Source organism: Salmonella sp. 2020_1395 (assembly GCF_043848115.1).
Taxonomy (GTDB): Bacteria; Pseudomonadota; Gammaproteobacteria; order Enterobacterales; family Enterobacteriaceae; genus Salmonella; species Salmonella enterica.
The window spans coordinates 55,038-81,128 of the sequence record NZ_JBCMFH010000002.1 but is presented as its reverse complement, the minus strand read 5'-3'; the positions used below and the strand labels follow the sequence as shown (position 1 = coordinate 81,128).

The 26,091-nt window shown below is 52.8% G+C and carries 15 protein-coding genes and 1 other RNA gene; 3 read left to right on the top strand and 13 right to left on the bottom strand.

The genetic code is table 11. The features are described from left to right. Positions 1–4: 4 nt before the first annotated feature. The 5 genes from ACH0WD_RS02965 to ACH0WD_RS02945 form a co-directional block, all read right to left on the bottom strand. Positions 5–325, bottom strand: a complete 321-nt coding sequence (locus ACH0WD_RS02965) for a DUF5375 domain-containing protein (RefSeq protein ID WP_000856729.1) — start codon at positions 323–325, stop codon at positions 5–7. A gap of 135 nt (positions 326–460) precedes the next feature. Continuing rightward, entirely contained in the window at positions 461–916 is a 456-nt protein-coding gene (locus ACH0WD_RS02960; RefSeq protein WP_000459315.1) for a hypothetical protein, read from the bottom strand. Further along, entirely contained in the window at positions 909–1,196 is a 288-nt protein-coding gene (locus ACH0WD_RS02955; protein WP_001244665.1) for a hypothetical protein, read from the bottom strand. Before ACH0WD_RS02955 ends, ACH0WD_RS02960 begins: the two co-directional genes overlap by 8 nt. Continuing rightward, positions 1,189–1,788 carry a host cell division inhibitor Icd-like protein gene (locus tag ACH0WD_RS02950; protein ID WP_000980237.1) on the bottom strand — a complete coding sequence of 200 codons (600 nt, stop codon included), beginning with the start codon at positions 1,786–1,788 and terminating at the stop codon, positions 1,189–1,191. The genes ACH0WD_RS02955 and ACH0WD_RS02950 overlap by 8 nt, the downstream gene beginning before the upstream one ends. Continuing rightward, a complete protein-coding gene (locus tag ACH0WD_RS02945; protein ID WP_001149160.1) occupies positions 1,785–2,051 on the bottom strand; it encodes an AlpA family transcriptional regulator in 267 nt (88 codons plus the stop codon). The genes ACH0WD_RS02950 and ACH0WD_RS02945 overlap by 4 nt, the downstream gene beginning before the upstream one ends. Positions 2,052–2,603: 552 nt before the next feature. On the opposite strand from ACH0WD_RS02945, the gene ACH0WD_RS02940 reads away from it, so the two are divergent. The 3 genes from ACH0WD_RS02940 to ACH0WD_RS02930 all read left to right on the top strand — a co-directional run bounded on the left by ACH0WD_RS02940 (position 2,604) and on the right by ACH0WD_RS02930 (position 4,481). Continuing rightward, a complete protein-coding gene (locus ACH0WD_RS02940; protein WP_001283018.1) occupies positions 2,604–3,338 on the top strand; it encodes a hypothetical protein in 735 nt (244 codons plus the stop codon). Beyond that, a complete protein-coding gene (locus tag ACH0WD_RS02935) occupies positions 3,335–3,835 on the top strand; it encodes an ogr/Delta-like zinc finger family protein (protein WP_000638636.1) in 501 nt (166 codons plus the stop codon). Before ACH0WD_RS02940 ends, ACH0WD_RS02935 begins: the two co-directional genes overlap by 4 nt. A gap of 73 nt (positions 3,836–3,908) precedes the next feature. Next, positions 3,909–4,481, top strand: coding sequence for a phage polarity suppression protein (locus tag ACH0WD_RS02930; RefSeq protein ID WP_000446132.1), 573 nt, complete (start codon positions 3,909–3,911; stop codon positions 4,479–4,481). A gap of 197 nt (positions 4,482–4,678) precedes the next feature. On the opposite strand, the gene ACH0WD_RS02925 is transcribed toward ACH0WD_RS02930, so the two are convergent. The 8 genes from ACH0WD_RS02925 to bapA all read right to left on the bottom strand — a co-directional run bounded on the left by ACH0WD_RS02925 (position 4,679) and on the right by bapA (position 25,673). After that, positions 4,679–6,451, bottom strand: a complete 1,773-nt coding sequence (locus ACH0WD_RS02925) for an ATP-binding protein (RefSeq protein WP_021528961.1) — start codon at positions 6,449–6,451, stop codon at positions 4,679–4,681. Then, entirely contained in the window at positions 6,439–7,554 is a 1,116-nt protein-coding gene (locus ACH0WD_RS02920) for an SIR2 family protein (RefSeq protein WP_021528960.1), read from the bottom strand. Before ACH0WD_RS02920 ends, ACH0WD_RS02925 begins: the two co-directional genes overlap by 13 nt. A gap of 10 nt (positions 7,555–7,564) precedes the next feature. Further along, positions 7,565–8,758 carry an integrase domain-containing protein gene (locus tag ACH0WD_RS02915; RefSeq protein ID WP_021528959.1) on the bottom strand — a complete coding sequence of 398 codons (1,194 nt, stop codon included), beginning with the start codon at positions 8,756–8,758 and terminating at the stop codon, positions 7,565–7,567. Between the two features lie 184 nt (positions 8,759–8,942). Next, positions 8,943–9,305, bottom strand: a transfer-messenger RNA (tmRNA) gene (gene ssrA, locus ACH0WD_RS02910). Positions 9,306–9,376: 71 nt separating this feature from the next. Next, positions 9,377–10,540 carry an HlyD family type I secretion periplasmic adaptor subunit gene (locus ACH0WD_RS02905; RefSeq protein ID WP_072101449.1) on the bottom strand — a complete coding sequence of 388 codons (1,164 nt, stop codon included), beginning with the start codon at positions 10,538–10,540 and terminating at the stop codon, positions 9,377–9,379. Between the two features lie 7 nt (positions 10,541–10,547). Beyond that, positions 10,548–12,728, bottom strand: a complete 2,181-nt coding sequence (locus ACH0WD_RS02900) for a type I secretion system permease/ATPase (protein WP_000196133.1) — start codon at positions 12,726–12,728, stop codon at positions 10,548–10,550. Next, complete coding sequence (locus tag ACH0WD_RS02895) at positions 12,725–14,134, bottom strand: TolC family outer membrane protein (protein WP_000533865.1); 1,410 nt, start codon at positions 14,132–14,134, stop codon at positions 12,725–12,727. The genes ACH0WD_RS02900 and ACH0WD_RS02895 overlap by 4 nt, the downstream gene beginning before the upstream one ends. A gap of 64 nt (positions 14,135–14,198) precedes the next feature. Continuing rightward, positions 14,199–25,673, bottom strand: coding sequence for a biofilm-associated protein BapA (gene bapA, locus ACH0WD_RS02890; protein ID WP_001237691.1), 11,475 nt, complete (start codon positions 25,671–25,673; stop codon positions 14,199–14,201). Positions 25,674–26,091 lie beyond the last annotated feature (418 nt).

Here is a 26,091-nt window from a genome sequence, read left to right as displayed (position 1 = left end):
TCCTTCAGTGCAGTACCGGCGCTTTTATGTGACGGGCACAGAGTTCATCCATCACAACCAGCCCGAGAAAGGACAGCGACGGCGCGGCCTTCAGGGGGCCGGATTCCATTAAATCTTCCAGCAGGGCACAGGCTATCTGACGCCCTTTTTCCTCACCGTGCTGGCGCAGATAAAAGCCTTCCAGCTCAGCGGCGATGGCCGCCTCCAGTGACTCAAGGGTGAGATGCGGGTAGCGGTGCTGACGTTCGCACACGGTCAGCCAGGCACAGGCGACAGCGCGACGGTAAAGGGCAGCGCGTAAGACGGGCGGTAAGGGTGTTTTCATTCGTTTTCCTCCCTGTGACAGATGACTGCATTCCGTGCCGGTTGCATTAACTGATAAGGCATATCTGCGTCTCCTGAAGACGTGCGTATCCCTGCGCGAATACGCACATTTAATTTTTCGGGTGTCGTTTTTTAATTACAGATAATTGCGGTAACTGTTATCCGGGGTGATTTCCGGGTCAGGCTCCGTGCGGGGAATTTCCCGCCATTCCCGCGCCACCGGTGCCGCCCGGCTGACCGGAACAGGGTCCTGCGGGTAAATATCCAGATATTTCTCCCGCCATTTCTGTAATTCCGGGTCTCCGGCCATTTCTTTCAGTACCGCATGCCGGTTTACGGGGCTGCGTTTAAACAGGTCAGGACGGTCACAGGTAAATTCCCGCAGAAAACGCCCCAGCGGGATGTCTGTGGTGCGCCCGTCGGCGAGGATACGCACAAGGATACTGAATTTACGGCGGTACGGGTTCCAGACAATTTCCGGGCAGCGGTATGGCATTTCCCACGGAATACCGTCTTCCAGAATGCCGACCACGGCCACATCGGGAAAACCGGCAGAACGGTAAATCTCACCGGGCTGGGGAAAATCAAACATGCGTCCTGTCTCCCCGGTCTTTCTGCTGGGCGAGAAAATCGCGGCACAGGCCTTTGGCTTTCAGCTCATTCAGCACAAAATCAATATCTTCATTCAGGTAGCTGAAAATATGCGGAATGTAGAGCTGATGCAGGCCGGAGAGTTCACGGTGAATCAAATCACCCCCAACAAACTGGGATACGGCGCTGGCGCGGTTGAGCTTATGGTAAGCCTCAATGCTGAGGTGTTCACGGGCGTCATGACGTGCTGAGACGGTCTGAGGGGCTTTTTTATTACGCACGGGACACCTCCACCACCGGCAGACGGGCAGCAAGGGAGAGCACATAGTCACGGACAAGGGAACGGCGGGCACTGCGTTCATCACCGGCGACGGTGCGAAGCATACAGATACGGGGATGACGGTCTGCACGACGGACAGCGGCAAACACAAAGACAAATTCAGGGTGTGAGGGGGTAAGGGTTGTAGCCATAAGGCAGCCTCCTTCGAGTAGCAAATAACTGCTATCGCCGGAGTTTCCACGCTCAATGGCGATAGCCCAGACGGGGGTGGAAATACCGGCCTCGAAGAATACCGGCCAGCCCGGAGGCTGCCCCGCCTGAGCTACCATTGACTCTGCGGCATAATGAGCGGACGCGGGCAGGATGCACGGAATGCCATCTGCACGACTGACCACACACCACACCATAATCTGGCGCTCTGTGGCGTTGATTGCGACACAAAAAAAGACGCATGGCGCGTCATATGTCGCCTTCGAGTTACACGGGTTTCCACGCCCGGCTGCCGATTTTGCGACAGCGGAAAAACTATATCCGCAAATGCCGGAAAAAGGCAAGCCAGAAAAAGGGAGTTTTTGCAGAGCGGGCATCATCATGCGTCGTACCCCCGTTTGCGTCCGGCGATGCGCCCGGCCATCCATGCGGTGACTTCAGAGTGCAGCCAGGCCACATTTTTACCGCCAAGACTCACCTGCGGCGGAAATTCCCCCTTACGGATGAGTTCATAGATGGTCGAGCGTGACAGGCCGCACAGGTGCATCACTTCCGGCAGACGTAAAAAACGCTCCTGCGTGATGTCCGGCAGCGGCATCAGTGGTGTCACAGGGGCGGGAGACGGGGAAGAAAAAACAGCTTGCATCGGGCTACCTCGTTAATGTCCATACAGCACCGGATAAGTCCGTCCGGCTTCGGGTAGCGCTTTATTTTGTGAATATTTTCAGCAGACGCAACAGGGGGGATTTGTTCAGGCAGCCTTACAATGCTTGTGTGTTTTTTGTTCATCTCCACTTAAAGTCATTTAAAGCCACTTAAAGCAATTCGTAATTTTTATAGTGAAATACAAATCGTTTTTTCTTATTCATTCCCGGCGAATTAATAAAAACAAACAGTAGTAAACAGCACAAAAAGCCCATCAACGGGTGAACAGTGGTGAACAGACGGTGAACAGTCATTACTGCGATTGTTCACCCTTTAACTTACTGTATTACTTATCTTTTTTCTTATGGTGAACAGAGGTGAACAGTAAAATATAAAAAAACAAACAGTAAGCCGGTTTTTCCTGCGACCTTTTCCTGGCTTGCCGGTCTGAGGATGAGTCTCCTGTGTCAGGGCTGGCACATCTGCAATGCGTCGTGTTGTTGTCCGGTGTACGTCACAATTTTCTTAACCTGAAGTGACGAGGAGCCGGAAAATGTCTGACAACACCATCCCTGAATATCTGCAACCCGCACTGGCACAACTGGAAAAGGCCAGAGCCGCCCATCTTGAGAACGCCCGCCTGATGGATGAGACCGTCACGGCCATTGAACGGGCAGAGCAGGAAAAAAATGCGCTGGCGCAGGCCGACGGAAACGACGCTGACGACTGGCGCACGGCCTTTCGTGCAGCCGGTGGTGTCCTGAGCGACGAGCTGAAACAGCGCCACATTGAGCGCGTGGCACGCCGGGAGCTGGTACAGGAATATGACAATCTGGCCGTGGTGCTGAATTTCGAACGTGAACGCCTGAAAGGGGCGTGTGACAGCACGGCCACCGCCTACCGGAAGGCACATCATCACCTTCTGAGTCTGTATGCAGAGCATGAGCTGGAACACGCCCTGAATGAAACCTGTGAGGCGCTTGTCCGGGCAATGCATCTGAGTATCCTGGTACAGGAAAATCCGCTCGCCAACACCACCGGCCATCAGGGCTACGTCGCACCGGAAAAGGCTGTCATGCAGCAGGTGAAATCATCGCTGGAACAGAAAATTAAACAGATGCAAATCAGCCTCACCGGCGAGCCGGTTCTCCGGCTGACCGGACTGTCAGCGGCAACACTCCCGCACATGGATTATGAGGTGGCAGGCACACCGGCACAGCGCAAGGTGTGGCAGGACAAAATAGACCAGCAGGGAGCAGAGCTTAAGGCCAGAGGACTGCTGTCATGATTTACTGCCCGTCGTGTGGACATGTTGCTCACACCCGTCGCGCACATTTCATGGACGATGGCACCAAGATAATGATTGCACAGTGCCGGAATATTTATTGCTCTGCGACATTTGAAGCGAGTGAAAGCTTTTTCTCTGACAGTAAAGATTCAGGAATGGAATACATTTCAGGCAAACAGAGATACCGCGATTCACTGACGTCGGCCTCCGGCAGTATGAAACGCCCGAAAAGAATGCTTGTTACCGGATATTGTTGTCGGAGATGTAAAGGCCTTGCACTGTCAAGAACATCGCGGCGTCTGTCTCAGGAAGTCACCGAGCGTTTTTATGTGTGCACGGATCCGGGCTGTGGTCTGGTGTTTAAAACGCTTCAGACCATCACCCGCTTCATTGTCCGCCCGGTCACGCCGGACGAACTGGCAGAACGCCTGCATGAAAAACAGGAACTGCCGCCAGTACGGTTAAAAACACAATCATATTCGCTGCGTCTGGAATGAGGGCTGCCGGTTAACCCCGGCCGTCGCCGCACACCGTATTTTTATTCTTCAGCATGATGAGAAAGAGATAACGATGGAAAGCACAGCCTTACAGCAGGCCTTTGACACCTGTCAGAATAACAAAGCAGCATGGCTGCAACGCAAAAATGAGCTGGCAGCGGCCGAACAGGAATATCTGCGGCTTCTGTCAGGAGAAGGCAGAAACGTCAGCCGCCTGGACGAATTACGCAATATTATCGAAGTCAGAAAATGGCAGGTGAATCAGGCCGCCGGTCGTTATATTCGTTCGCATGAAGCCGTTCAGCACATCAGCATCCGCGACCGGCTGAATGATTTTATGCAGCAGCACGGCACAGCACTGGCGGCGGCACTGGCACCGGAGCTGATGGGCTACAGTGAGCTGACGGCCATTGCCCGAAACTGTGCCATACAGCGTGCCACAGATGCCCTGCGTGAAGCCCTCCTGTCCTGGCTTGCGAAGGGTGAAAAAATTAATTATTCCGCACAGGATAGCGACATTTTAACGACTATCGGATTCAGGCCTGACGCGGCTTCTGTGGATGACAGCCGTGAAAAATTCACCCCTGCGCAGAACATGATTTTTTCGCGTAAAAGTGCGCAACTGGCATCACGTCAGTCTGTGTAAAATTCCCCGAAAATCCGCCTGTTTTTACTGAAAAAAGCCATGCATCGATAAGGTGCATGGCTTTGCATGCGTTTTCCTGCCTCATTTTCTGCAGACCGCGCCATTCCCGGCGCGGCCTGAGCGTGTCAGTGCAACTGCATTAAAACCGCCCTGCAAAGCGGGCGGGCGAGGCGGGGAAAGCACTGCGCGTAGCGATATTAAATATCCCACAATTTTTCTAAATCAAGAGTATCGCTGTTAGGAGCATTTTCCTCAGCTAATCTGTCGATTTGAACAAGTAATGGGGTGTGGAAAGCTGTTCCTGAAACTATACACCCACCAGGAGGAAGTGTTGGAATTAGTGATCTTGATGCCGCATCAAGGGTGCTTAAAGTATTTTTTAACAAAAACAAATCATTTTCGTTCACTAATCGATGAATAAAATAATTATGAAGTTGGGAAACAATTGTGGGAGAGATGTCAAAAGGTCGTTGACTCGAAATTGTAACGAAGAACCCAAACTTCCTTCCCTCTTTTATTATTTCCTCAAATAACTCAAGCCTATAATCTTTCCATGTTTCCGCCTCTCTGACAGATGTTTCAGACAATATGTTGTGTGCTTCATCTATAATTAGGTGGAAGCTTTCCTTTGTATTTTTAGATGACTTGTGCTCTAAGAATGAACATTTTGCAAGCATCATTGGAATGGTTTTTTTGATTAATTGATTGCACTCTTTTAATGACACTATATATATAGGTTTTTTATTTTTTGTTTCGTTTCTGATATTAATTACTTTGGATAGGGCAGGAGTCATTGCCGTTATTTTATTAATTAGCGGATATATATGATCATATTGTACATAATTACGTGATACTGAATTAATTAGTTGTAGAATAGATCGGATTGCAACTTCATCAAAAACGCTGTTTAACTTAAACTTGGATTTATATGTTGCATCTAAAGCCTGTAAAGCATCTTCCATTTTATCAATGAAGTTGTATTTTGAGTGCAAATACTTATTTTGCCCAGAATGCCATGAGAATTGTGATAACTCTTCAAGTATTTTACCCTGTGCTCTCTCTGAAAAGTAAGGGGCAAGGCTTTTTAATAAATTTATTGTTTCCCTGTGTGGATTAGGAGAAAACATACTGTGGATAGTTGTTTGTAAGTAATCCTCCAATTTACCATTATATTTTTCTCTATTTTTAATTAAATGACTAAGAAATGGCTTTTGAGTTTTTTCAGTTGCAGAAAACAATACCGATAATAATTCATCATCCCAAAATTCATCATCAGTGAAAGTTAGTTTATCACCGGAATTCTTTGTGTTGAGATTGACTTGTTCGCACAAATCTGGAAATGACGTAGCAAATGTGCTGTATTCACCATTAAAATCAATCAAAACAAAACTTGATTTTGATATAACTCTTTCTTTTGTTGTTATAAGGTTTATTAGAGAGTGATAAAGTTTTGCAAGAGTGTTGGACTTGCCACTTCCAGTGTTTCCAAATATGCCTATGTGTGAATTAAAAATACCATTTATTGGTATGTTAATTGGCAACTCCTCTAACATAGATTTCCCTATGTTTATTAAAGGTGCTTTAGTGTTTTTGCTAAACTTATATATTTCTGATATCTTCTCGTCTGAAATTAAGTGTAAGCTGTCATTTATCATTGGTAAAAATTTTATACCGGAATAAAATGAACTCTCAAAAAAATACCCTAAAATATTCAGTTCTACAAAACGGTCATATTTTTTTTGTTCAATTTCATCGCTTCTAATATTGATGTTTTCAACAATTTCTTCACCAATAATCTTTCCGACGATATCGTGATAACCTTTTTTAATCAAAACAAATTCATTTATAGAGATACCTCGTAGTATTTTACCTTTATGAAAGTATGTTGACTGAAAAAAGTCATGATTGATTTTGGCCCTTACTGTTGTGCCCTTTATTTGGGTAACATTACCAACAATTAGTTCTTCCATGTAATCCAATCTCCGTGTTCAGATCTAAATACTCTATCTATAAACGGTTTAAATGAAATTGTATGATCATCTTCTATAGGAAGAATATAGGTTATTCGTTGGTCATTGATAATGTGCTGTATACTTTCCATGCTGGATTTTGAGTAGCAAAAAACAAAGACCTTAAGAGTAGGGTTACTTAATGATCTTTTTATAATCTCACGTATGTGTTCATCTTGAAAAGAAAAACCAAAACAAATTAATACAGTTTGTGGTTTCTCTAATTCATAACTTAGCAATCGTAAACATTGGTAATAATGTTGTTGAAAAACAGTTTCAGAAAATTTTTCTTTAGTTGGGCTAACTATAGCTAAGTTGTTGTAATAAGATTTAAATTCTTGAAGTGTTTCTTGATCGCTTGTAGATAAATTTAAATAACTAACGAGATTATCGCTTGTTTCGTTTAAGGTGGTGACTAAATCATTAATGTCTTTTTTTGTATCTAGTCTAAACTTTGGTGGTTCTTCTTGAGTGTAATTAATACTAATCGTTTCATTAATATCTCTACACCAAGAAACAGAACCATGCATTTTTATTAAGTTTACTGTTGGAATTTCATGTTTGTACATATCATGCGTACCTTGATGCCAAGCAGTAATATGAAAATTACTAATGTTCAATTTCCGGCTTTTGAAACCTAGACCACCGTCATTGAAATGAAATGTTTTATTATTTAAAATATCATCAGCCGCAGTTTCGAAAAAAAGATCATAATTTGTTGTAAAAATATTCGCTCGCCTTATTTGATTTGCCCCTTTTTTCTCTAATAATTTGATTAGTTCATCAATAAAGTAGCTATAGTTTGCTAAAGTAGAATTATATTTTTTGTCTTCACTATTAGGTTTAACACAAAATGTTTTTCTAATGATATTATTGAAATAAGAACATAATATGAAGTCCTTGACACCCTCACAATCCTCATGTGTAAGTAATGTTTCATAAGTAGTGTTTTTATCTAGATAGAGAGTAGGAATATATGAAGCAGAGGAGCCTGAGCCAAATAAAAAATTTATATTTTTATCATAGATATTTGAGGCTTTGCATGGAAAATCTTTATTATTCATCACTATATCCTTATTTGTTTTTTGAAATGAAACTACCCCACCAATTCATAAGCTCTTTTCTTTGTTCCAAGTAGGTTGTTCGATTATATGCTCTTCTAACCTCATTTTTATCACAATGGGAAAGTGCTGCTTCGATAATATCTGGATTTATACCAGCTTCATTCATTGCTGTACTTGCTATCGAACGCAGTCCGTGTGCAACCAACTTACCACCATAACCGATGCGCTTTAAGGCTGCATTTGCCGTCTGACTGTTCATTGGTTGATTGGGGTTATTCCTGCTAGGAAAAATATATTCTCGATGTGAACTGATTGGCTTCATAATTTCAAGAATATCTAATGTCTGAAGTGATAATGGAACAATATGTTCCCGCTTTGCCTTCATTCTATTGGCTGGTATTATCCATAGTTTAGCTTCGAAATCGATCTCTATCCACTTTGCATTGGAAGCTTCTGCAGGGCGTACAAGTGTTAAGAGTTGCCATTCAATCAAACAACGAGTTGGAATAGATAAATTAGACATTGTTATTGAACGCATGAGTTTCGGTAATTCTTCAGGTCTAAGCGTTGGCATGTGCTGTTTTTTAGGTTTTTCAAATGCCATACCAATGCCTGAAGCAGGGTTAGCATCTATCAGACCAGTATTAACAGCATAAATCATAATTTCATTAATACGTTGTACTAAACGACGAACAGTCTCAAGTGCCCCACGAGCTTTAATTGGCTCTAGGGCTTCAATTAATGTGCGGGCTTTTATTTCCTGAACAGGAATCTCACCGATAGCAGGGAAAATGTCCCTCTCTAAGGATCGCCAGATATCCTTTGCATAATCAGGTGTGACGTTATTGCTTTTTATGGCAAACCAATTTGTGGCAACTTTTGAAAAAATACTATCAATCGCAATCTGTTGATGTTCTGAGACTTGCTTACTGTATGTTTGTGGATCAATACCCCGGGCTAATAAGGAAAGATACTCAGCACGCACGTTTCTGGCCTCAGCCAGAGATAGGGCGGGGAACGTTCCTAAACTAATCATGGTTCTCTGTTTTGATACAGGCTTCTGGTATCGGAAACGCCACAACTTCCTTCCGTTCGTTTTTATGAGTAGAAAAAGCCCATCACCATCATGTAGCGTTAGATCCTTTTCAGTTGCTTTAGCACGTGATAGTTCAGTGTTAGTAAGAGGGCGTGTTGTACGTGCCACGATTATCCTACCTCAGAGTATTGGTATACGCTTTTAGGTATACATCTTACCGTATACCTAAACATATACCAATAATCACTGGATTTAGCTGGATATCCTCGGACAAAGATAGACACAAAAAAGCCCGCAAAGCTTGTGCCATGCGGGCTTTCAGGATTTCTCCGGACGTATCCGGAAGAGCAAGTGGTGGAGCTGGCGGGAGTTGAACCCGCGTCCGAAATTCCTACATCCTCGGTACTACATGCTTAGTCAGTCTTTACATTCGCCTGGCACCTGCGGACGGACACGCCACTACCAGACTAGCCTGATTCGTTTTAACGCTTCAACCCCAGGCAGGGCATCCGCGCGATCTCTTTTGGGTTTGACCTCTCTTGATCCCCGTCCTAAGAGCGGAGGCTAGGGAGAGAGGGCTCTAAGCAGGTTATTAAGCTGCTAAAGCGTAGTTTTCGTCGTTTGCGACTATTTTTTTGCGGCTTTTTACGAGGCCAACCGCCCCTCGGCATGCACCTTGGGTTTCGCAAATCCCGTCGAATCCAGAATCAGCCCCAATGTGTAAGGTAAGTATAACAGACTTGTGACATGCGTGACCAGCCCCCGTATCTTCTTATCTTCAACGATTTACCGCTCGCGCAGCGCTTCTTTCGCGCGATTAAACGGTTTGATTAAATAGTCGACAATGGTTTTTTCACCGGTTTTGATATCTACCGTGGCGATCATGCCTGGAACAATCGAAAAACGGCGTCCTGATTTATTTTGTAGATAGTCCTGGTGGGTGCGGATAAATACGCGATAGTAGAAAATTTCCGGTTTCACTTTATCCTGAATGGTATCCGGTGAAATGGTCTCCACCACGCCGTCAAGCCCGCCGTAAATGGCGTAATCGTAAGCAGTAATTTTAACCAATGCGCGTTGGCCGGGATGAATAAAGGCGATATCACGCGGCGAAAGGCGGGTTTCAATCAGCAGACGATCGTCTACCGGCACTATCTCCATCATCTCGCCGTTAGGCGGGATCACGCCGCCAATCGTCGTGACCTGGATATTTTTAACAATGCCGCGTACCGGCGAACGCACGGTGAGGCGGGTGACGGAATCCTCGCGTCCTTTTAAAATGGCGGAGAGCATATCGACCTCAGCGTTCGCTTTCGATAACGCTTCGCGTGCCTGCACATAATATTGTGAGCGCAGATCGGTAATTTTTAAGCCTAAATCGCTTTTTTGTCGTTGCAGGCGTAGCACTTCAACATGACTGGCCGCGCCGCTTTTCTCCAGCCGCTGGGTAATGGTCAGCTCTTTATTAACCGACGCCAGCGCATCCCGTAGCTCGGCTTCGGTATCGGCCAGCTGCGCGCGGCGGCTTTTATAGAGACGCGTCTCTGCGGCAATCAGATCCGGCCAGCCGTTCAGCTCAGCGGGGAAGGCGAGAGGTAAGTCGCTGACTTCCGCAGTTAACCGTGCGCTGGAGGCGAGTGAAGCGCGATATTTTGCCGCACTTTCACCCACATTGGACGCCAGACGCGTCGGATCAAGCCGGGCGACAATCTGGTTGGCCTGAACTCTGTCGCCTTCCCGCACCGTCAACTGCGCCAGAATGCCGCCATCCAGCGACTGCAGAACCTGTTCGCGTGAACTGGGGATCACTTTCCCGTTGCCGGTGGAAACCTCATCCAGCCGGCCAAACCACGCCCAGATGCCGAGAATGAGAAATAACAGTGAGCAGATCAGAACAATACGACCCGCGCCGGAGAACGCCCGTTCACGCTGAATATCGAAATCGTCCATCGCGGCATCATGCTGATTGGTTTTCATTTTTCCACTCCCGACGGTGACTTTGCATCCGATCCGCGTTAAGCGCCTGCGCTTTTGGCGCATCCATCACCAGTTGTCCTTCTTTCAGGACAACGACACGCTCAACCAGCTCCAGTATTGGTACCCGGTGCGTCGCGACGACCAGGGTACGATTGCCAAGCCACTGATGTAACCGCTGAATAAACTCTCGTTCCGTATGCTCGTCCAGCGAGGCGCTGGGTTCGTCAAGTAGCACAATATTGGGGGAGCGCAGCAGCATTCTCGCCAGCAACAGGGACTGACGCTGCCCGCCGGACAGGCCGTTACCACCCTCCATAATGGGATGATCCAACCCTTTTGCCAGCCGCCTGACGAAGACGGCGCCGCCGCTGACTTCGAGCGCGTCAAAAATCTGTTCATCGTTGGCGTGCGGCGCGCCGAGCGTCAGGTTCTCTCGTAGGGTGCCGAAGAAAAGCCGCGCGTTCTGGCTAAGAAAGCCGATGTTGCGGCGTAAATCCGCCATATCGATGTGCGACAAGCTGAGATTATCAAGCCGGGCATCTCCCTGAATCATCTCCAGGCCGCCCGCCATCGCCTGTAAAAGTGTGGATTTACCCGCGCCGTTACGCCCCAGTATCGCAATCCGCTCGCCTGGCATGATCTCCAGACGTACGAGGCGCAACGGTATGCGTTGATCGTCGTTATGGTAACGAAACTGAGCGTTTTCAAAGAGGTAATGCCCGTGGAGGATGTCGCGGTGTATCAGGCTATCATCATGCTGTGTCTCGGTGGGCAGTTGCATAATGTTGTCGAGACCCATCTTCGCCGCTTTCACCTGCTGCCAGCGCGCCAGCACGCCGCACAGGTTAGCCATTGGCGCGATCATCCGCGAGCCGAGCATCGACGCGGCGACCACGGCGCCGGTAGTTATACTGCCTTCAATGACCATCGGCGCGCCAAACATAATCACTGCGGCATACACCAGACTTTGTACCGACATCCCCCAACTGATAAGCCCTTGCGTGAGTTTGCGGGTGCGTAGACCCGACTCACCGGTAATACGGATATAGCTATTCCACTGCTGAAGAAAGCGGTTCTCCGCCTGCATCAGTTTAATATCTTCCAGCCCCTGAACGCTTTCGACCAAGACTGCATTGCGTAGCGTCGCTTCGTGGGCGGCCTGGTTGGCGAGGACAGCCAGTTTTTTTTGCAGTGCGACGCCCGGCAGGATCATCAGCAGAGCCGCCACGGGCGCTATCCATGCCAGCGGTGGGGCAATAATCGCCAGGACTACCATAAACAGGAAAAAGAAAGGCAGATCGACAATGGTCGCCAGCGTTGAAGAGGTAATCATCTCGCGGATCTGCTCCAGTTCGCGTAACTGCGAGATAAAACTGCCGGTGGAACGGGGAATAGCGCTGTTGCGCAGCCTTAACGCATGACCGAATACCCGATCGGAAATGCGCATATCGGCGCGTTTACCGAGCACGTCCATAATGTGCGTACGCGCTTCACGCAGCAGAAAACCGAACAGCACCGCTACCAGCACGCCGAAGGAGAGCACGTACAGGGTAGGATATGACTGAGCGGGGATCACCCGATCGTAAACCTGCATAGAGAACACAATCCCGGCCAGCGACAGCACGTTAATCAGAAAGGCGGCGACCATTACCGGTAAATAAGGGCGAATATCCTGCAGAACCAGCTCGCGCATCCAGTCGGGTTTAAAGCGGGAGATATAGCGATCGACGCGGCTATCCTTGAGCGCCGATAGCGGGCGTAGCGCGGCAACATAGAGGATCTCCGGCAATAACTCGCTGAGCGTCAGGCGGTTACGCTGACTCTCTTCTTCAATCACAAAAACGTCTACCGCATCTTCGTCATTAACATGTTCGATGACCAATAACTGCCCGTCCCGGAGCTCGACAACCAACGGCAATCGCCACTGACTAAATGCCGTTTTGTCTATGTCCGGCGCATGAAAGGATAAACCCGCCTGCCGCGCGAGCTGCGTTAAGGCGGTCGTTCTGCTTTTACCCCTAAACCACGGGGCGTTGGCCTGAATTGAACCGGGAGAACAGGCAACGCGATAATGACCGGCGACATGGCTGATGGCCTGCGCCCATTGGCTCAGCGCGCGCTCACTGAGTACCTCTTCTACATCGGGGGCGGCGCGGGTCATGGCTGGATCTCCACGGATTGAATGCTGCGATGATTTAACGCGAACGCCTGACGAAGCGCGCCGGTGTTATACAGACAGTTCAGTTGCAACTGATGCAACTGGCTTTCCGTTTGCAGTTCGGCAAAACGCGCCTGGTAAACTTCCTGCTCCGCATTAAGCACGTCGAGCAGCGGGCGGGAACCGAGGTCAAGGTATTGCTGCTGATACAGTTCGCGCGTGCGTTCGCTAAGCTGCTGTTGCCGACGAAGGATTTGTAACGCGCTGGCAAGACTCATTGCCTGGCTGCGCGCCTCCATCAGTTTCTGGCGGACATCAAGCCGGGTGCGCTGAATGGTCGACTGAGCCGCGTCTACCGCATGGCTGGCGGCGTTGCGTCGGGCGGTCAGCCCTCCGCCCTGGTAAAGCGGCATCTCAACTTTCACCCAGGTGGAATACTGGGTTTTATCCAGCACTTCATGACTGGGATATTTATCATTAAGATAATGTTGTACAGAAGGTTCGAGCGAAATCGTCGGCGTCATTTGCGCGCTGGCATAGTCCAGATTCGCCCGCGCAACGTTGGCCTGCGCCCAGGCGGCCAGTACCGCGGGCACCAGTCGATCGTCGGGAGTCGCCGTCTCACAGCTGCGAGCAAGTTTCGCCGGGAAGTCATTATTGATGCCGTTAAGCGAATTCCAGCCCAGCCAGCTCATCAGTGAGGCTTTCGCACTGTCGAGATTGGCCTGATACTGCGCCAGTTGCGAGCGGGCGGATTCGATTCTGGCTTCGGTTTGCACCACGTCAGAGAGCGACGTAGCGCCTTCATCGCTGCGCTGCCGGATAAGTTTACCGATGCCGTCCAGCGCGACGAGCTGTTCTTCCGCCGCTTCTACCATTTGCTGCCAGCTCTGCGTTTGTACAATGGCGTTGGCGGTTTCGTGCGCGACGGTATCAATACTGAGCAACACATTGGCCTGTTGCTGCGCTGCGCCTGCGGTTTCGGCGCGAACCTGGCTTGCCACTTTGCCGAAGTCATAAAGCATTTGCGATACCGACAGCACCAGCGAGGGGCTATACCCGTGATCGGTGTAGGTATTGCTGTACCCATTGTTCACGCCAGCGCTGACTTGCGGATAATATTTCGATTTGGCGACCTCTATTTGTTCATTCTGTGCGAGCAGTTTGCCGACGGCTTCGCGAATAGAAGGATGCCAGTTAACGGCGCGATTGACCGCGTCATTGAGCGTCAGGTTGCCCGGCGCGGCGGCGCTGAGCGGCAACTCAGCGGCGGAGCCATCCAGCGAAGGGAGCATCTGGTCCGTTGCTAATCCTTCGGATGTAATCATTGGCGGCGCTTCTGCGCCCCGGGGCTGGTGATGAAACAAAGCAAATGCCAGTACGATGGCGACAGGCGCGACTCTTCCCATAGTTTATCCCTTTTAAATATCACCGCTTGTTGCCCCGAACGTCGTGGCGTTCGGGGCTTTTTTATCAACCGCCGGTTATCAGGTGGTTGTTCTGCAACAGATCATTTAGCGTGAGCTGCACATTCTCCAGAGTGACAAGGTCGGTTGATTTAAACGCGCTGCCGGCGCCGTCGCGATCGACGGATATCACCGTATTGGCGCCGCTGGTATGAACCTGAACAAAGTTACCCAGCGTCGCCGCCTGGTGATCCCAGCCGGTCAGCAGTTCGTGGATATCGATCTTGTCGCCCTGCGCGGTAGAGAAGTTTTGCCAGCGATCGGCGCCGTTGCCGCCGGTCGCGTCCGCGCCGTTTAACAGGTGGTAAATCAGCGTATCGCCATAGGCGGAGCCGATGAGAACATCGTTTTGGTTGGTACTGACGATTTGCGGCGCCATATCAATGGTCAATGTGGCGCTATCCGTATGACCCATCTTGTCATCCAGTTGATAGGTAAAGACCTCTTTACTGGTGATGGACGACATCGCGACGCCATTATTCAGGGTGTAGGTGTAGGCGCCATCAAGGTTAATTTGCAATGTGCCGTAATGTCCCTGAATCGTGGCGCTGGTGGTATTCGCCGCGGCGTCCAGCGTGGCGGCGCTGCCGTTATACCCGCTAATGCTCAGGCGGGTATTCACCGTATTAAGCTGATCCATCGCCCCCGCCGCATCGCTGCCATCAAAAATATTGCCGGGAACGGTATGCGTTCCGGACGTTTCAAAATTATCCAGATCGACGGTGGTGCCGATGACGCGTGGCGTGATCGTCGCTGCCCCGGCCAGGGTATTGGTGCCGGTAAAGTTCAGCGTGTACGTTCCGGCATCCAGCTCCAGGCCGCTCAGGTTGACGGTCACCGTCGCGCTGCCCAGCGTGATATTCGCCACCGGGACGGTTCCGTTGCGTATGACGGTCCCGTTCTCCTGAATGGCCCAGCTAATATTCAGATTGCCCAGCGTAATGAGCGTGGAGACATCAAAGACCAGTGACGCGCCTTTAAGTATGGTGCCCGTTGCAACGTCAAAGGTGCCGCTCCCGCTGCCCGATTTGCCGAGTAGCCCCCAACTGGCGCTGCCGACGCTGGAGTCCAGCCAGGCAGCGGTATCCTGAAGCGTGGCGACGCTAAGGGTATCGCTGACATCATTAATCGCATCCAGCGCCCTGGCGGTTGGCGTGATATTGAGCGAGGCCGTATCGGTATCGCCGTTTGGCGCTTTGACCGTATAGATAAAGCTGTCCGGCGTTTTAATGCTGTCGGCGCCGACGCCGTTCTTCAGCGTGTAGGTATAGTTGCCTCTTGCGTCAATGATGAGCGAGCCATACAGCCCGTTTACCTCCGTCGTGCCGGTCGCCGCAATCGCCACGCCGTTTACTTCAGTGAGGAGGGCGCCCGTAGGGGCGACATCATTGGTCAGTACGTTGCCGGTGGTGTTGGCGGTGATACTGTCAACGGCATAGGTGTGGTCCTGGGAAATCGCCAACGTATAGCCAGTGAGGACGCTAATGCCGCTGGCGGTATTCAGCACGAACAGGTATTCGCCGCCAGGCAACGTCAGGGTCAGCGGCTGGGACTGTCCGGCTAACAGCAGGGTGTTAATCCAGCCCTTTTCCACCCGGAACTGCTCATATTGCTGAATGGCATCGTTGAAGCGATAAACGTACAGATCGAACGTGGAAACCAGTGAGACGCCGCCGACGGTTCCCTGTAACGTCATGGTTCGCGTAGCGCCTTCTTCAACGTTAAAGATGATCGGATTAGTCATATCATCAAGCAGATTCGCGTTCAGTACATTACCAAGTCCGACGCTTAATACCGTGACGCCGCTTTGTGTCGAGGGACCGTTGTTGACGTAGCTAACGTGAGTATCAAAGACCAGCGAGGCGTTATTGTCTGTCGCTATCACGCTGCCCGGTACCGGCGCGGGACCCAGATTGATAACCAGTTGCGCGGCGCTGCTACCGACGCCATTCTGGGTAATGGTGTAGGTGAAGCTCTCTTTATGTCCGTATCCTGCCGTGGGCTTAGTCAGCGTGTAGGTGTAACTGCCATCCTGATTAATGTGCAGCGTGCCGTATTGTCCCTGGATATCCACGCCGCCCGCGCCGACCGGCGTACTGACGCCGTTGGCGTTGGTGATGGCGGTGACCGTGGTGCCCGTCGGCGCGGTATCATCAGCCATGACGTTGCCGGTACTGATGGTTGGCCCGCTAATAATACCTGCGCTGGTCTGGTGTACATCGACATCCAGGCTGGTATATGACCCGGTGGCGAGCAGACTGGTGTTATAAGTGAGTACCCGGTACTGGCCTTCGCCCAGGCCGCTCAGGTTCAGGGTAACGCCGCTCCCGGTCAGGGTAAGCAAATTCGCGAAGTCGCCAACGGCGGTGTTGACGATCGTCGTCCAGGCGCCGAGGCTGGTGTCATAACGCTGTACCACAATCTCCTGAGTACTGAGCAGCGAAAGCACGATTCCCGTTGCGGCGGCATCGATGGTGACGTCGCCCGTACCACCTTCAGCAATGGTGAACTCAACCTGAGCGGTATCGTTACCCAAAACCGAGGCGACATTGCCAAGCGCGCCAACCAGCAGCAGGCCGTAATCCGAATAGTTTTGCGTGCTGGTGACGGCGGTCGAGGTCAGATCAAGACTGGTGATGTTATCCCTTGCCGCCAGCGGCAGAACCGGCGCGGTAATGCCTAACGCGCCGGAGGCATTACCCGCAGCGTCAGTGGCCGTCACGTTAATGAGCTGACCTTCAATTTGTTTTGTCGGCAAGGTGAGAGACCATGCGCCGTTGCTGCCGGCGGTGGTGGTGAGCGTCACGCCGCCCGCCAGCGTGACGGTTACGGTGCTGTTTGCCTCTGCCTGTCCGGAAAGTGAACCGCCATCGGCGCTGAGCGTACCTGACGGCGTACCGGGCGCCAGCGTATCGACAATCACCGTCGCGGCGGTGGAGACGCTGCCTGTACCGTTGGCGTTAGTCGCGGTGGCGGTGAAGGCGTGGCTACCTTCGGTCAAATTGCCTGTCGGGGTAAAGCTCCAGTTTCCGCTGGCGTTCGCCGTGGTGGTGCCGAGCAGCGCCCCGTTGTTATAAATGCTCACCGTGGCGCCCGCCTGAGCGGTACCATTCAATGTGGGTTGTGCGTCATTAGTGACCTGGCCGTTGGCGATAGCGCCGGTATAAATACCCACATCATCCACTACGTTGGTGATGATCGGTGCTTCCGGCACGCGCGTATCGGGCGCGGTAAATCCGGCGGCAATGCCGGTGTTGCCTGCTTTATCCTGGGCAAATGCCAGTAGCGGCTGACCATTGGTCTGCGCGGGCGTGAGTGTGGCGGTGAAGCTGCCTGTACCGTCGGCGGTGGCGGTTCCCAGTACCACACCAGTCTCAGAGGTAATCGTCACTGTACTGCCTGCTTCCGCGGTGCCCGTCACGCGATTACCGGTAGTATTGATGACCAGGTTGCCGGGCGCGCCGGGCGCAATGGTATCCACGATAATCGTTGTCGATGGCGAAGCGGCGCTAACGTTGCCAGCCGCATCGGCGGCGCTAACGCTATAGGCGTGACTTCCCTGGCCGAGCGCGGCGGTTGGCGTCCAGCTCCAGTTGCCGCTGGCATTGGCGTTCACGGTCGCGACCAGCGCGCCATTATCGAAGATGCTTACCGCGCTGTTGGCTTCCGCAGTACCGTTGAGCGTCGGCTGTGTGTCGTTGGTCGATTGTCCATTGCCAATGGCGCCGGTATTGTTCGGGACATCATCAACGATGCTGGTTATAAGCGGAACCGTTGGCGCAAGGGTATCGACCACGATAGTAAAACCGCTGGTGGCCGGGCTAACGTTGCCTGCCGGGTCGGTGGCGGTCACTGTTAATATGCGCGTGCCGTCGTTTAACCCTGTCGTCGGCGTGAAGCTCCACGCGCCGCCCGCGTTAGCCGAGGTGACGCCAAGCAGAGTGTTGCCATCATAGATACTGATCACGCTGCCCGCTTCGGCAGTGCCGTTCAGCGTGGGGCGGTTATCATTGGTTATCTGACCATTAGCGAGATTTCCTGTGACCCCGCCCGCGACGTCATCCACCACGGACGTCAGGATTGGCGTTTGCGGCGCGGTGGTATCGACCGTCAGGGTGAAAGCCGTACTGTTCGGGCTGCTGTTTCCTGCGGCATCGGTGGCCACGGCGGTGATGACGTGCGTTCCGCTTGCCAGCGTTGAGGTGGAGACGCTCCACGCGCCGTCAGGTTGAGCCGTTGTCGTGCCAATGACCGTACCATTTTCATAGAGCGTGATCGTGGCGCCGGCTTCTGCGGTGCCGCTGAAGGTTGGCGTAGGATCGTTGGTATTTTGGCCGTTCGCGATCGTGCCGAGGCCTGGCGCCTGATCGTCACTGACTGATGTGATTACCGGCGTCAGCGGCGGCGTGGTATCGACAACGAAATTAACGCTGTCTGAAACGGGACTGGCGTTGCCTGCGGCATCAACGGCAATGACGGTAATTACATGGTTGCCCGTCGCCAGAGAGGCATCGGGCGTGTAGCGCCAGCTACTGCTATTGTCGGCGGGAATTTCAGCCAGCAGCGTGCCGTTATCGTAGAGACGAATAGCTGTGTTGGCTTCACGGGTGCCGCTAATGACAGGGCGCGCCTCGTCTGTGATCTGTCCTGAACTCAGATTGCCGGTAATGGGGCCCGTACCGTCGTAGACCGTATCAATAACAGGCGCGGCGGGAGCCGTGGTATCAATAGTAAACGAGCGTATTTCGGACGCGGCGCTGGTATTGCCTGCCGCATCGGTTGCTGTCGCCGTCAGGTTCCAGACGCCCGCGCCCAGCGAGGTAGACGGTGTAAAACTCCAGCTACCGTTGGCCTGAACTTGCGCCGTGCCGACCAGCGCGCTGCCATTATAAATCGAGATGGTTGTACCCGCCTCACCGGTACCCGAAAGTGTTGGTCGGGTTTCGTTCGTCGAGCCGCCGTTGGGGACGATGCCCGTCACCGGCGCCGTATTGTCTGCCACGCTGGCGATAACCGGCGCGGCGGGCGGTGTGGCGTCAATCGTCAGCACAAATCCGCTGGACACCGCGCTGCTATTACCCGCCGGATCGGTGGCGCTAAGGGTGAACGTGTGGCTACCGTTTGCAAGTGGTGTCTGCGGCGTGAAACTCCACGTGCCGTCGCTATTCACCGTCGTGGTACCGATGGACGCGGGATTACCGTCAAGATAGACATTAATCGTCGCGCCTGCCTCTCCGCGCCCGTTCAGGGTGGGCGTCGCATCGTTCGTTAGCTGCCCGCTAACCAGGTTGCCGGTAATACCGGGCTGGTCATCCACAACGGAGGTGAGAACCGGGATCGCCGGAGGCGTAATATCGACCACGATCGTCCACGGCGCGGAGACCGTGCTGGTATTGCCCGCCGGATCGGTTGCGCTAACCGTCAGATTATGGCTTCCCTCTGACAAATTGCGGGGCACCGGGAAGGTCCAGCTACCGTTTTCGCCTACCTGAGCCGTGCCAAGCGGCGTACCGTTATCAAAAATGCTGATTGTCGCGCCAGGTTCGCCAGTTCCGTTCAGTATTGGCTGCCGATCGTCGGTGGATTGCCCCGGTAACACCGGGACGGTCGGTTGATTGTTATCGTCAATCACGGACGTGATAACCGGCACATCTGGCGCCTGCGCGTCAATGTTCAGCGTAAAGCCGTCCGAAGGCTGGCCGCTATTGCCGGCGGGATCGGTCGCCACGGCGGTAAAGATGTGTGCGATGCTCTCCAGCGGCGCGTTCGGGGTGAAGCGCCAGTTGCCGCTTTGATCTACCGTGGCGGAACCGATTTCTACGCCGTTATCCAGAATGCGGATGGTGGCGCCTGCTTCTCCCGTTCCGTTGAGCGTCGGGCGTGAATCATTGGTGAGCGCGCCGTTATCCAGCGTACCGGTCATGCCGGGGACATCATCCGTTGCGCTGGTAATAACCGGTTGCGCCGGCGCGCTAAGATCGACAGTGATCCCGACCGGTGCGGACAGGCCGCCCGGGCCATTCGCATTGGTTGCCTGGACGGTGAAGTAATGTGTGCTTTCGCTTAATGGCGTCGCGATCTCAAAGATCCAGTTCCCGCTGGCGTCAACGGTGGCAAAGCCTGCCGAATCGCCATCAATGAAAACTTCAACGGTAGAGCCGATATCCGTGGTGCCGCGCAGCGTCGGCGTGGTGTCGTCCGTGGCGCCGCCCGCCGCAATATTCCCCTGTACGCTCCCGACATCATCTTCAATTGCCGTGATGGCCGGGACGGCGGGCAGACCGCTGTCGGAAGCGGGAAAATTCGTAGCCGGGCCGTTATTCCCCGCGCGATCGATAGCAATTGCCGTCAGCGTACCGCCATCGGTTTGCGCCGGACTGAGCGTAACGACGAATTCACCGGTGCCATTAGCGACAGCGCTGCCGACCAGGGTGCCATCGGCATGATGAATTTCAACGGTAGCGTAAGGATCGGCAAGTCCGGCGACGCGCGTGCCATCGTCGTCCACCGTCTGGATCGTTGGCGCGGGCGGGGCGGTGATATCCACGGTAATAGTGATCGGCTGGGTTTGCGCCGTGGTATTTCCAGCATCGTCAGTCGCGCTGAAGGTTAGCGCATGGCTGGCTTCTGATAATTCGGGCGTATTGAATGTCCAGACCCCGTCGGTGACGAGCGCCGTCCCGATTGCCACGCCATTGTCGTAAATCGTGACGGTGCTGCCGTTTTCGCCGCTGCCGTTAATAGTCAGCGTCCGATCGTTAGTAAAGGCGCCATCGGTTAATGGCCCGGTCACTGGTGCAACATCGTCGAGGATCTCATTGACGACGGGCGGCTGCAACGGAACGGTGTCGACGGTGAAGGTAAAGCTGTTCGATACGCCGCTGCTGTTTCCGGCTGCATCGGCGGCAATGGCGGTCAGGGTGTAGACGCCATCCGGCAACGCGCTGGTCACCGGCAGCGTCCAGGTGCCGGTCTCATCGACGGTGACTACGCCTAAAACGCTGCTGCCGTTATAGAGCGTAATAATGCTGCCGATGTCGCCAGTGCCGTGAATGACTGGTGTATTGTCGTCAGTGGTTGCGCCGCTGACAATAGTATCCTGGACTTCGCCGACGTTATCTTCGGCAAAAGTGATAACTGGATTGGCGGGCGCAGTGGTGTCTAGCGTAAAAGTGACTGAGGCGGAAGGTGGACTGATATTGCCCGCTATATCGGTTTCCGTGACGGTAATGGTATAGGTTTCTGGCGTCAGTGCCGCAGGCGTAAAGTTCCAGCTACCGTTATCGCCTACCGTTGTGCGACCAATTTCACTGCCATTATTGTAGAGAATTATCGTGCTGCCGATCTCTCCCGTGCCGCTGAAGGTCGGCGTGGTATCGTTCGTTGCGCCATTATTGCCGATGTTGCCGATAACCGGTGCGACGTTATCGCTGATTAGCGGCGCGTCAGGCTGCGCTGGAGGCTGGGTATCAAGGGTAACGGAGAAAACGCTGGAGGTGGGGCTACTATTGCCTGCGGCATCCGTGGCGGTGGCCGTCAGGATGTTTAACCCTTCGCTCAGATTACGGGTTAACGGATAGGTCCAGCTACCCTGTGGATTGACCTGGACGGTAGCCAGTTCTACGCCGTTATTGTACAGGGTGATGATGGCGCCGGGTTCGCCGGTGCCGCTGAGGGTCGGCATACGCTGATTGGTAATACTGCCGTTTGCCAGTAGCACCTCGCCTTCTCCACCTGTGATGGCGGCTGACACGATCTGCGGCGCATCCGGCGCCTGGGTATCGATGCGTAGGGTAAAGCTGATGGATTCGGGACTTTCGTTCCCCGCCGGATCGTTGGCGCGAGCGGTCAGAAGGTGGTCGCCGTCGCCCAGCGCGGCAGGCGGCGTAAACTGCCAGCGCCCGTCCGTGCCGACCAGCGCCTGACCTATGGCATTGCCGTTATCGTAAAGGATGATTATGTCGCCTGCGGTGCCGCTACCGCTCAACCGGGGCTGGGATTCCTGGGTAATCTGATTGGTATCAATCGTATTTCCGTCGCCGTCAGCTACGCCGATAACGCCGGGGGCGGCAGGGGCCTGGGTATCAATGGTAATCGTAAAATCGGTCGAAAAAGGCGTGGTGTTGCCGTTACTGTCGCTGGCCGTCACGGTAAAGGTGTAGGTGTCGTCCGCCAGTGGCGAGGCCGTGGTGTAGGCGTAGCTCCAGACGCCGGAATTACCGACGATAATATCTGCTATCCGGGCGCCATTCTGATACAGGTGTACTGTGGAACCCGGTTCACCTGTACCGTTAATCGTTGGCGTGCTGTCGTTAGTGAGCCCCAGATGCGCGACGCTACCGAGAATACCCGGCGCATCATCTGTAATGAAGGTGATTACCGGTTGCTGCGGCGATTGCGTATCGACCACCAGGTCGAATGACGCGGCCGGACTTGCATTGCCTTTAGCGTCGGTTGCGATTACGGTCAGTCGATGCGCGCCTTCACCTAAATTTTGCGACGGCGTAAACGTCCAGCCGCCGTTGGGCTGTAGCGTGGCGAGTCCCAGCGAAACACCGTTATCAAAGACTTCGACACGCGCGCCAGCCTCCGCCGTACCGCTAAGGGTGGGGCGGTTGTCATTGGTGGTTTGTCCGTTAACCAGCGGCCCGGTGAAGCTTTCAACATCGTCCAGCACCTGAGTGATAATGGGCTTATCCGGGGCGGTGATATCGGGCGCTTGCGCTGTAGTTGGCGGGCTGACGTTGTTGGCGCTGTCGGTGGCGGTGACGGTAACCTGTTCGCCGTTGGTCTGTGCGGGGACGAGGGGAAGGGTAAAATGACCTTCGCCATCTGCTTTGCCGCTGCCAAGCGGCGTGCCGTCCGGCGTGGCGATCGTGATGGCGCTACCCGGTTCGGCGGTGCCGCTGATACTGGCGCCATCCTCACTAATTACCACGTTTTTTGGCATTTCCGGCGCGGTACTGTCCGGCGCGATAACCGTCGCGGCGGCGCTTTCGTTTTTCGCGACATCGGTGGCGGTAGCGATAAGCGCCTGGCCGTTAGTCTGCGCCGTATTCAGCGGAACGATAAATTGTCCGTTGCCGTTAGCGACGGCGCTGCCAAGTACGGTGTTGCTACTGTCGCGGATAGTTACCGTTGCCCCGGCTTCCGCCTGACCGCTTACGGACAGACCGTCGGTCGCCACGATAAGACCGTCCGGTGCCGCAGGCGCAGTTTTATCCGGCGCGTTCAGCGTTTCTACCGGACCGCTATTCGTGGCTTTATCGGTAACGCTAATGCTTAATGTTTCGCCGTTAATTTTCGCCGGGCTAATACCTATTGAGAAGGTACCGTCGTCGCCTGCCGTTCCACTACCGAGCGTATTTCCCTGGCTGTCTTTGATAACCACAGTACTGCCAGCTTCCGTAGTGCCGGTAAGTCTGTCGCCGACGTCGCTAACCGCCAGGCCTTCCAGCACCGGTGGCTGCGTGTCGATATCAATGGTAAAGGAGACGGACTGCCCACTGGTGCCGCGATCGTTGGTCGCGGTAGCGGTAAAGACATGGTCGCCATCGGCAAGTGCCAGCGAGGGGGTAAAGCTCCATTTGCCGTCAGCGTCAGCGACAATGGGCGGATAGGTCAGTACAGGAAAGCCATTATCGTTAATCGATATCGTACTGCCTGGTTCGGCAATACCGCTGAGGGTTGGGCGGTTATCATCTGTGGCATCGCCATTTTTCAGCAGCCCGGTAACGGCGCCAGCGTCATCCGTCACGGTAAGGATAGTCGGCTGTGCAGGATACTGTGAATCAGAAGCGGTAAACTCCGTGGCGGGGCCGATGTTACCGACGGCGTCCTGAATACGCGCTTCCAGACGCTCGCCGTGGGTCTGAGCCGGATTCAGCGTGATGCTGAAGTGGTTATTTTCTCCGGTAATCGTGGAGCCCAGGTAATTTCCCGCCGGGTCATAGATCGACACGGTACTGCCAGCTTCAGCGGTGCCGCTAACGGTTGTGCCGTCTTTCGCAACATTATCAATGATAGCGGCGTCAGGCGGTGTGGTGTCCACAATGATAGTAGGCGTTGTCGTCACGCGGCTCGTGTTTCCGGCTTTGTCGCTTTGTTCGACGGTAAAGGTATGTTCGCCATCGCTTAACGGCGTAGTCGGCGTAAAGGTCCAGCGTCCATTTTCGTCTACGGTAGCGCTGCCGATAACGGTTGAACCCTCTTTAATCGTGATGGTATTGCCTGCCTCTCCCTGCCCGGAAAATAGCGGTTTTGCCTCGTCAGTCCGGTCATTATTCTGTAGCGGCCCGGTGAGCAAACCGGTGTTATCGGCAATCAGTTCAACGCGTGGGGCATCGGGGCTGAGTGTGTCGATAGTCAGTGTAAAGCGGGCTGATTCGCTACTTTCGCCTTTAACGTTAGTCGCAATGGCGGTGAAATGATTTTCCCCATCCGCCAGCGCGCTGGTAATGGCAAAATGCCAGTTTCCGCTGGCATCAACCGTTGTGGAGCCTATTTCCTGACCATTGGCGTAAATATGGATGACTGTGCCTGCGCTGCCGGTTCCCTCCAGCGTGGGGGTATTGTCGTTCGTAAACTGATTATTGCTCAGCGTGCCGGTGAGGGGAGCGGCATCATCGATAGCGGCGGTGATAGCTGGTGTATCGGGGAGAGGAATGTTGGGCGCATCAATGGTTGCGGATGGGCCGGTATTGCCGGCATCGTCAGTCGCGGTCACGGTAAGTTGTTCGCCGCTAAGCTGTGGCGCTGTCAAATCAATACTAAATTTACCGTCGCTATCCGCTTTGCCTTCGCCAACGACGTTGCCTGAAGGATCTTTGATGGTAATGGTACTGCCCGCTTCGGCCTCGCCGCTCACCGTTTTTCCGTCCGCTGAAATCAACAACTTGCCGGGAGCGAGAGGCGGGGTAGTATCTACAGGATTACTGCTACCTGGAGTATTGCCGTTAGGGTTACTGCCGCCGGGATTGCTGTTATCAGGGGGATTACCGTCAGGATTGGTGTTATCGGGGGGCGGATTATCGCCATCCGAATGATGGTGGGAATCGCCGCCGCCGGAAGACGCGATAGCTGCAATGCCGCCAGCCGCCACCGCGCCAGCCAGTACCCACGGCCAAACGGCGCCGCCTGCTTCATGGGAAGCGCCGGAAGTGACCAGCAGCTCATTAATATCAGCGATTTGTTCAAAATGTAGCCCGGCTTGCGGATTTTCTACCCACCATAACGTGCCATCGTTTTCTGCCAGTACTAACTGGCTTGCGCCCAAATCGTTGGTAACGTAAAAGTTTTTAATTGTGATCGTTTCGCCGGAATGGAGCGTCACCACCAGATCCTGATTAATGCGCGTAAGTTGACTAATTTCCTCCCGGGCCACTGATAATTTAACAATTGACGGGGCGTTAAGAGTGACCGCTGAGGATTCCACAGTGGTGGAGACGCCAGTCAATTTCGAAACCACGGCGAGTAGACGCATAAATTAGCTCCTGATGGATTTGCTCTGTGTATTAATTAACGGGCACGACGTTCAGGGCAAAATGCGTAGACGAGCCTTCCCGTTCATCGTGAGAGATGAATTTCCGTAGCCATATTCTTTTTTATGAGCGTAGGTGAAGGTCTGGTTTTCTCGCCGAATAACCCTTTGTTTTTTGTGCCTGACTAGTGCTTTCGTATTAGATGATATAGTCAGAAAAAAATCTTTCTGCAAATTAAGATCTATTGATAAAGGTGTTAGTGCGTCTGAAATATAACGGAGTTTGTGTTAAGGAGAGGTGGGGTAGGCTAACAACGCATGATGGTTTTTTATTTATCTTTATGTTTTATAATGAGTTTTAATTTAATCTTCTTTTTCTTTTTTAACATAAAAACAATACCTTTTGTGAAGGTATTCAGCA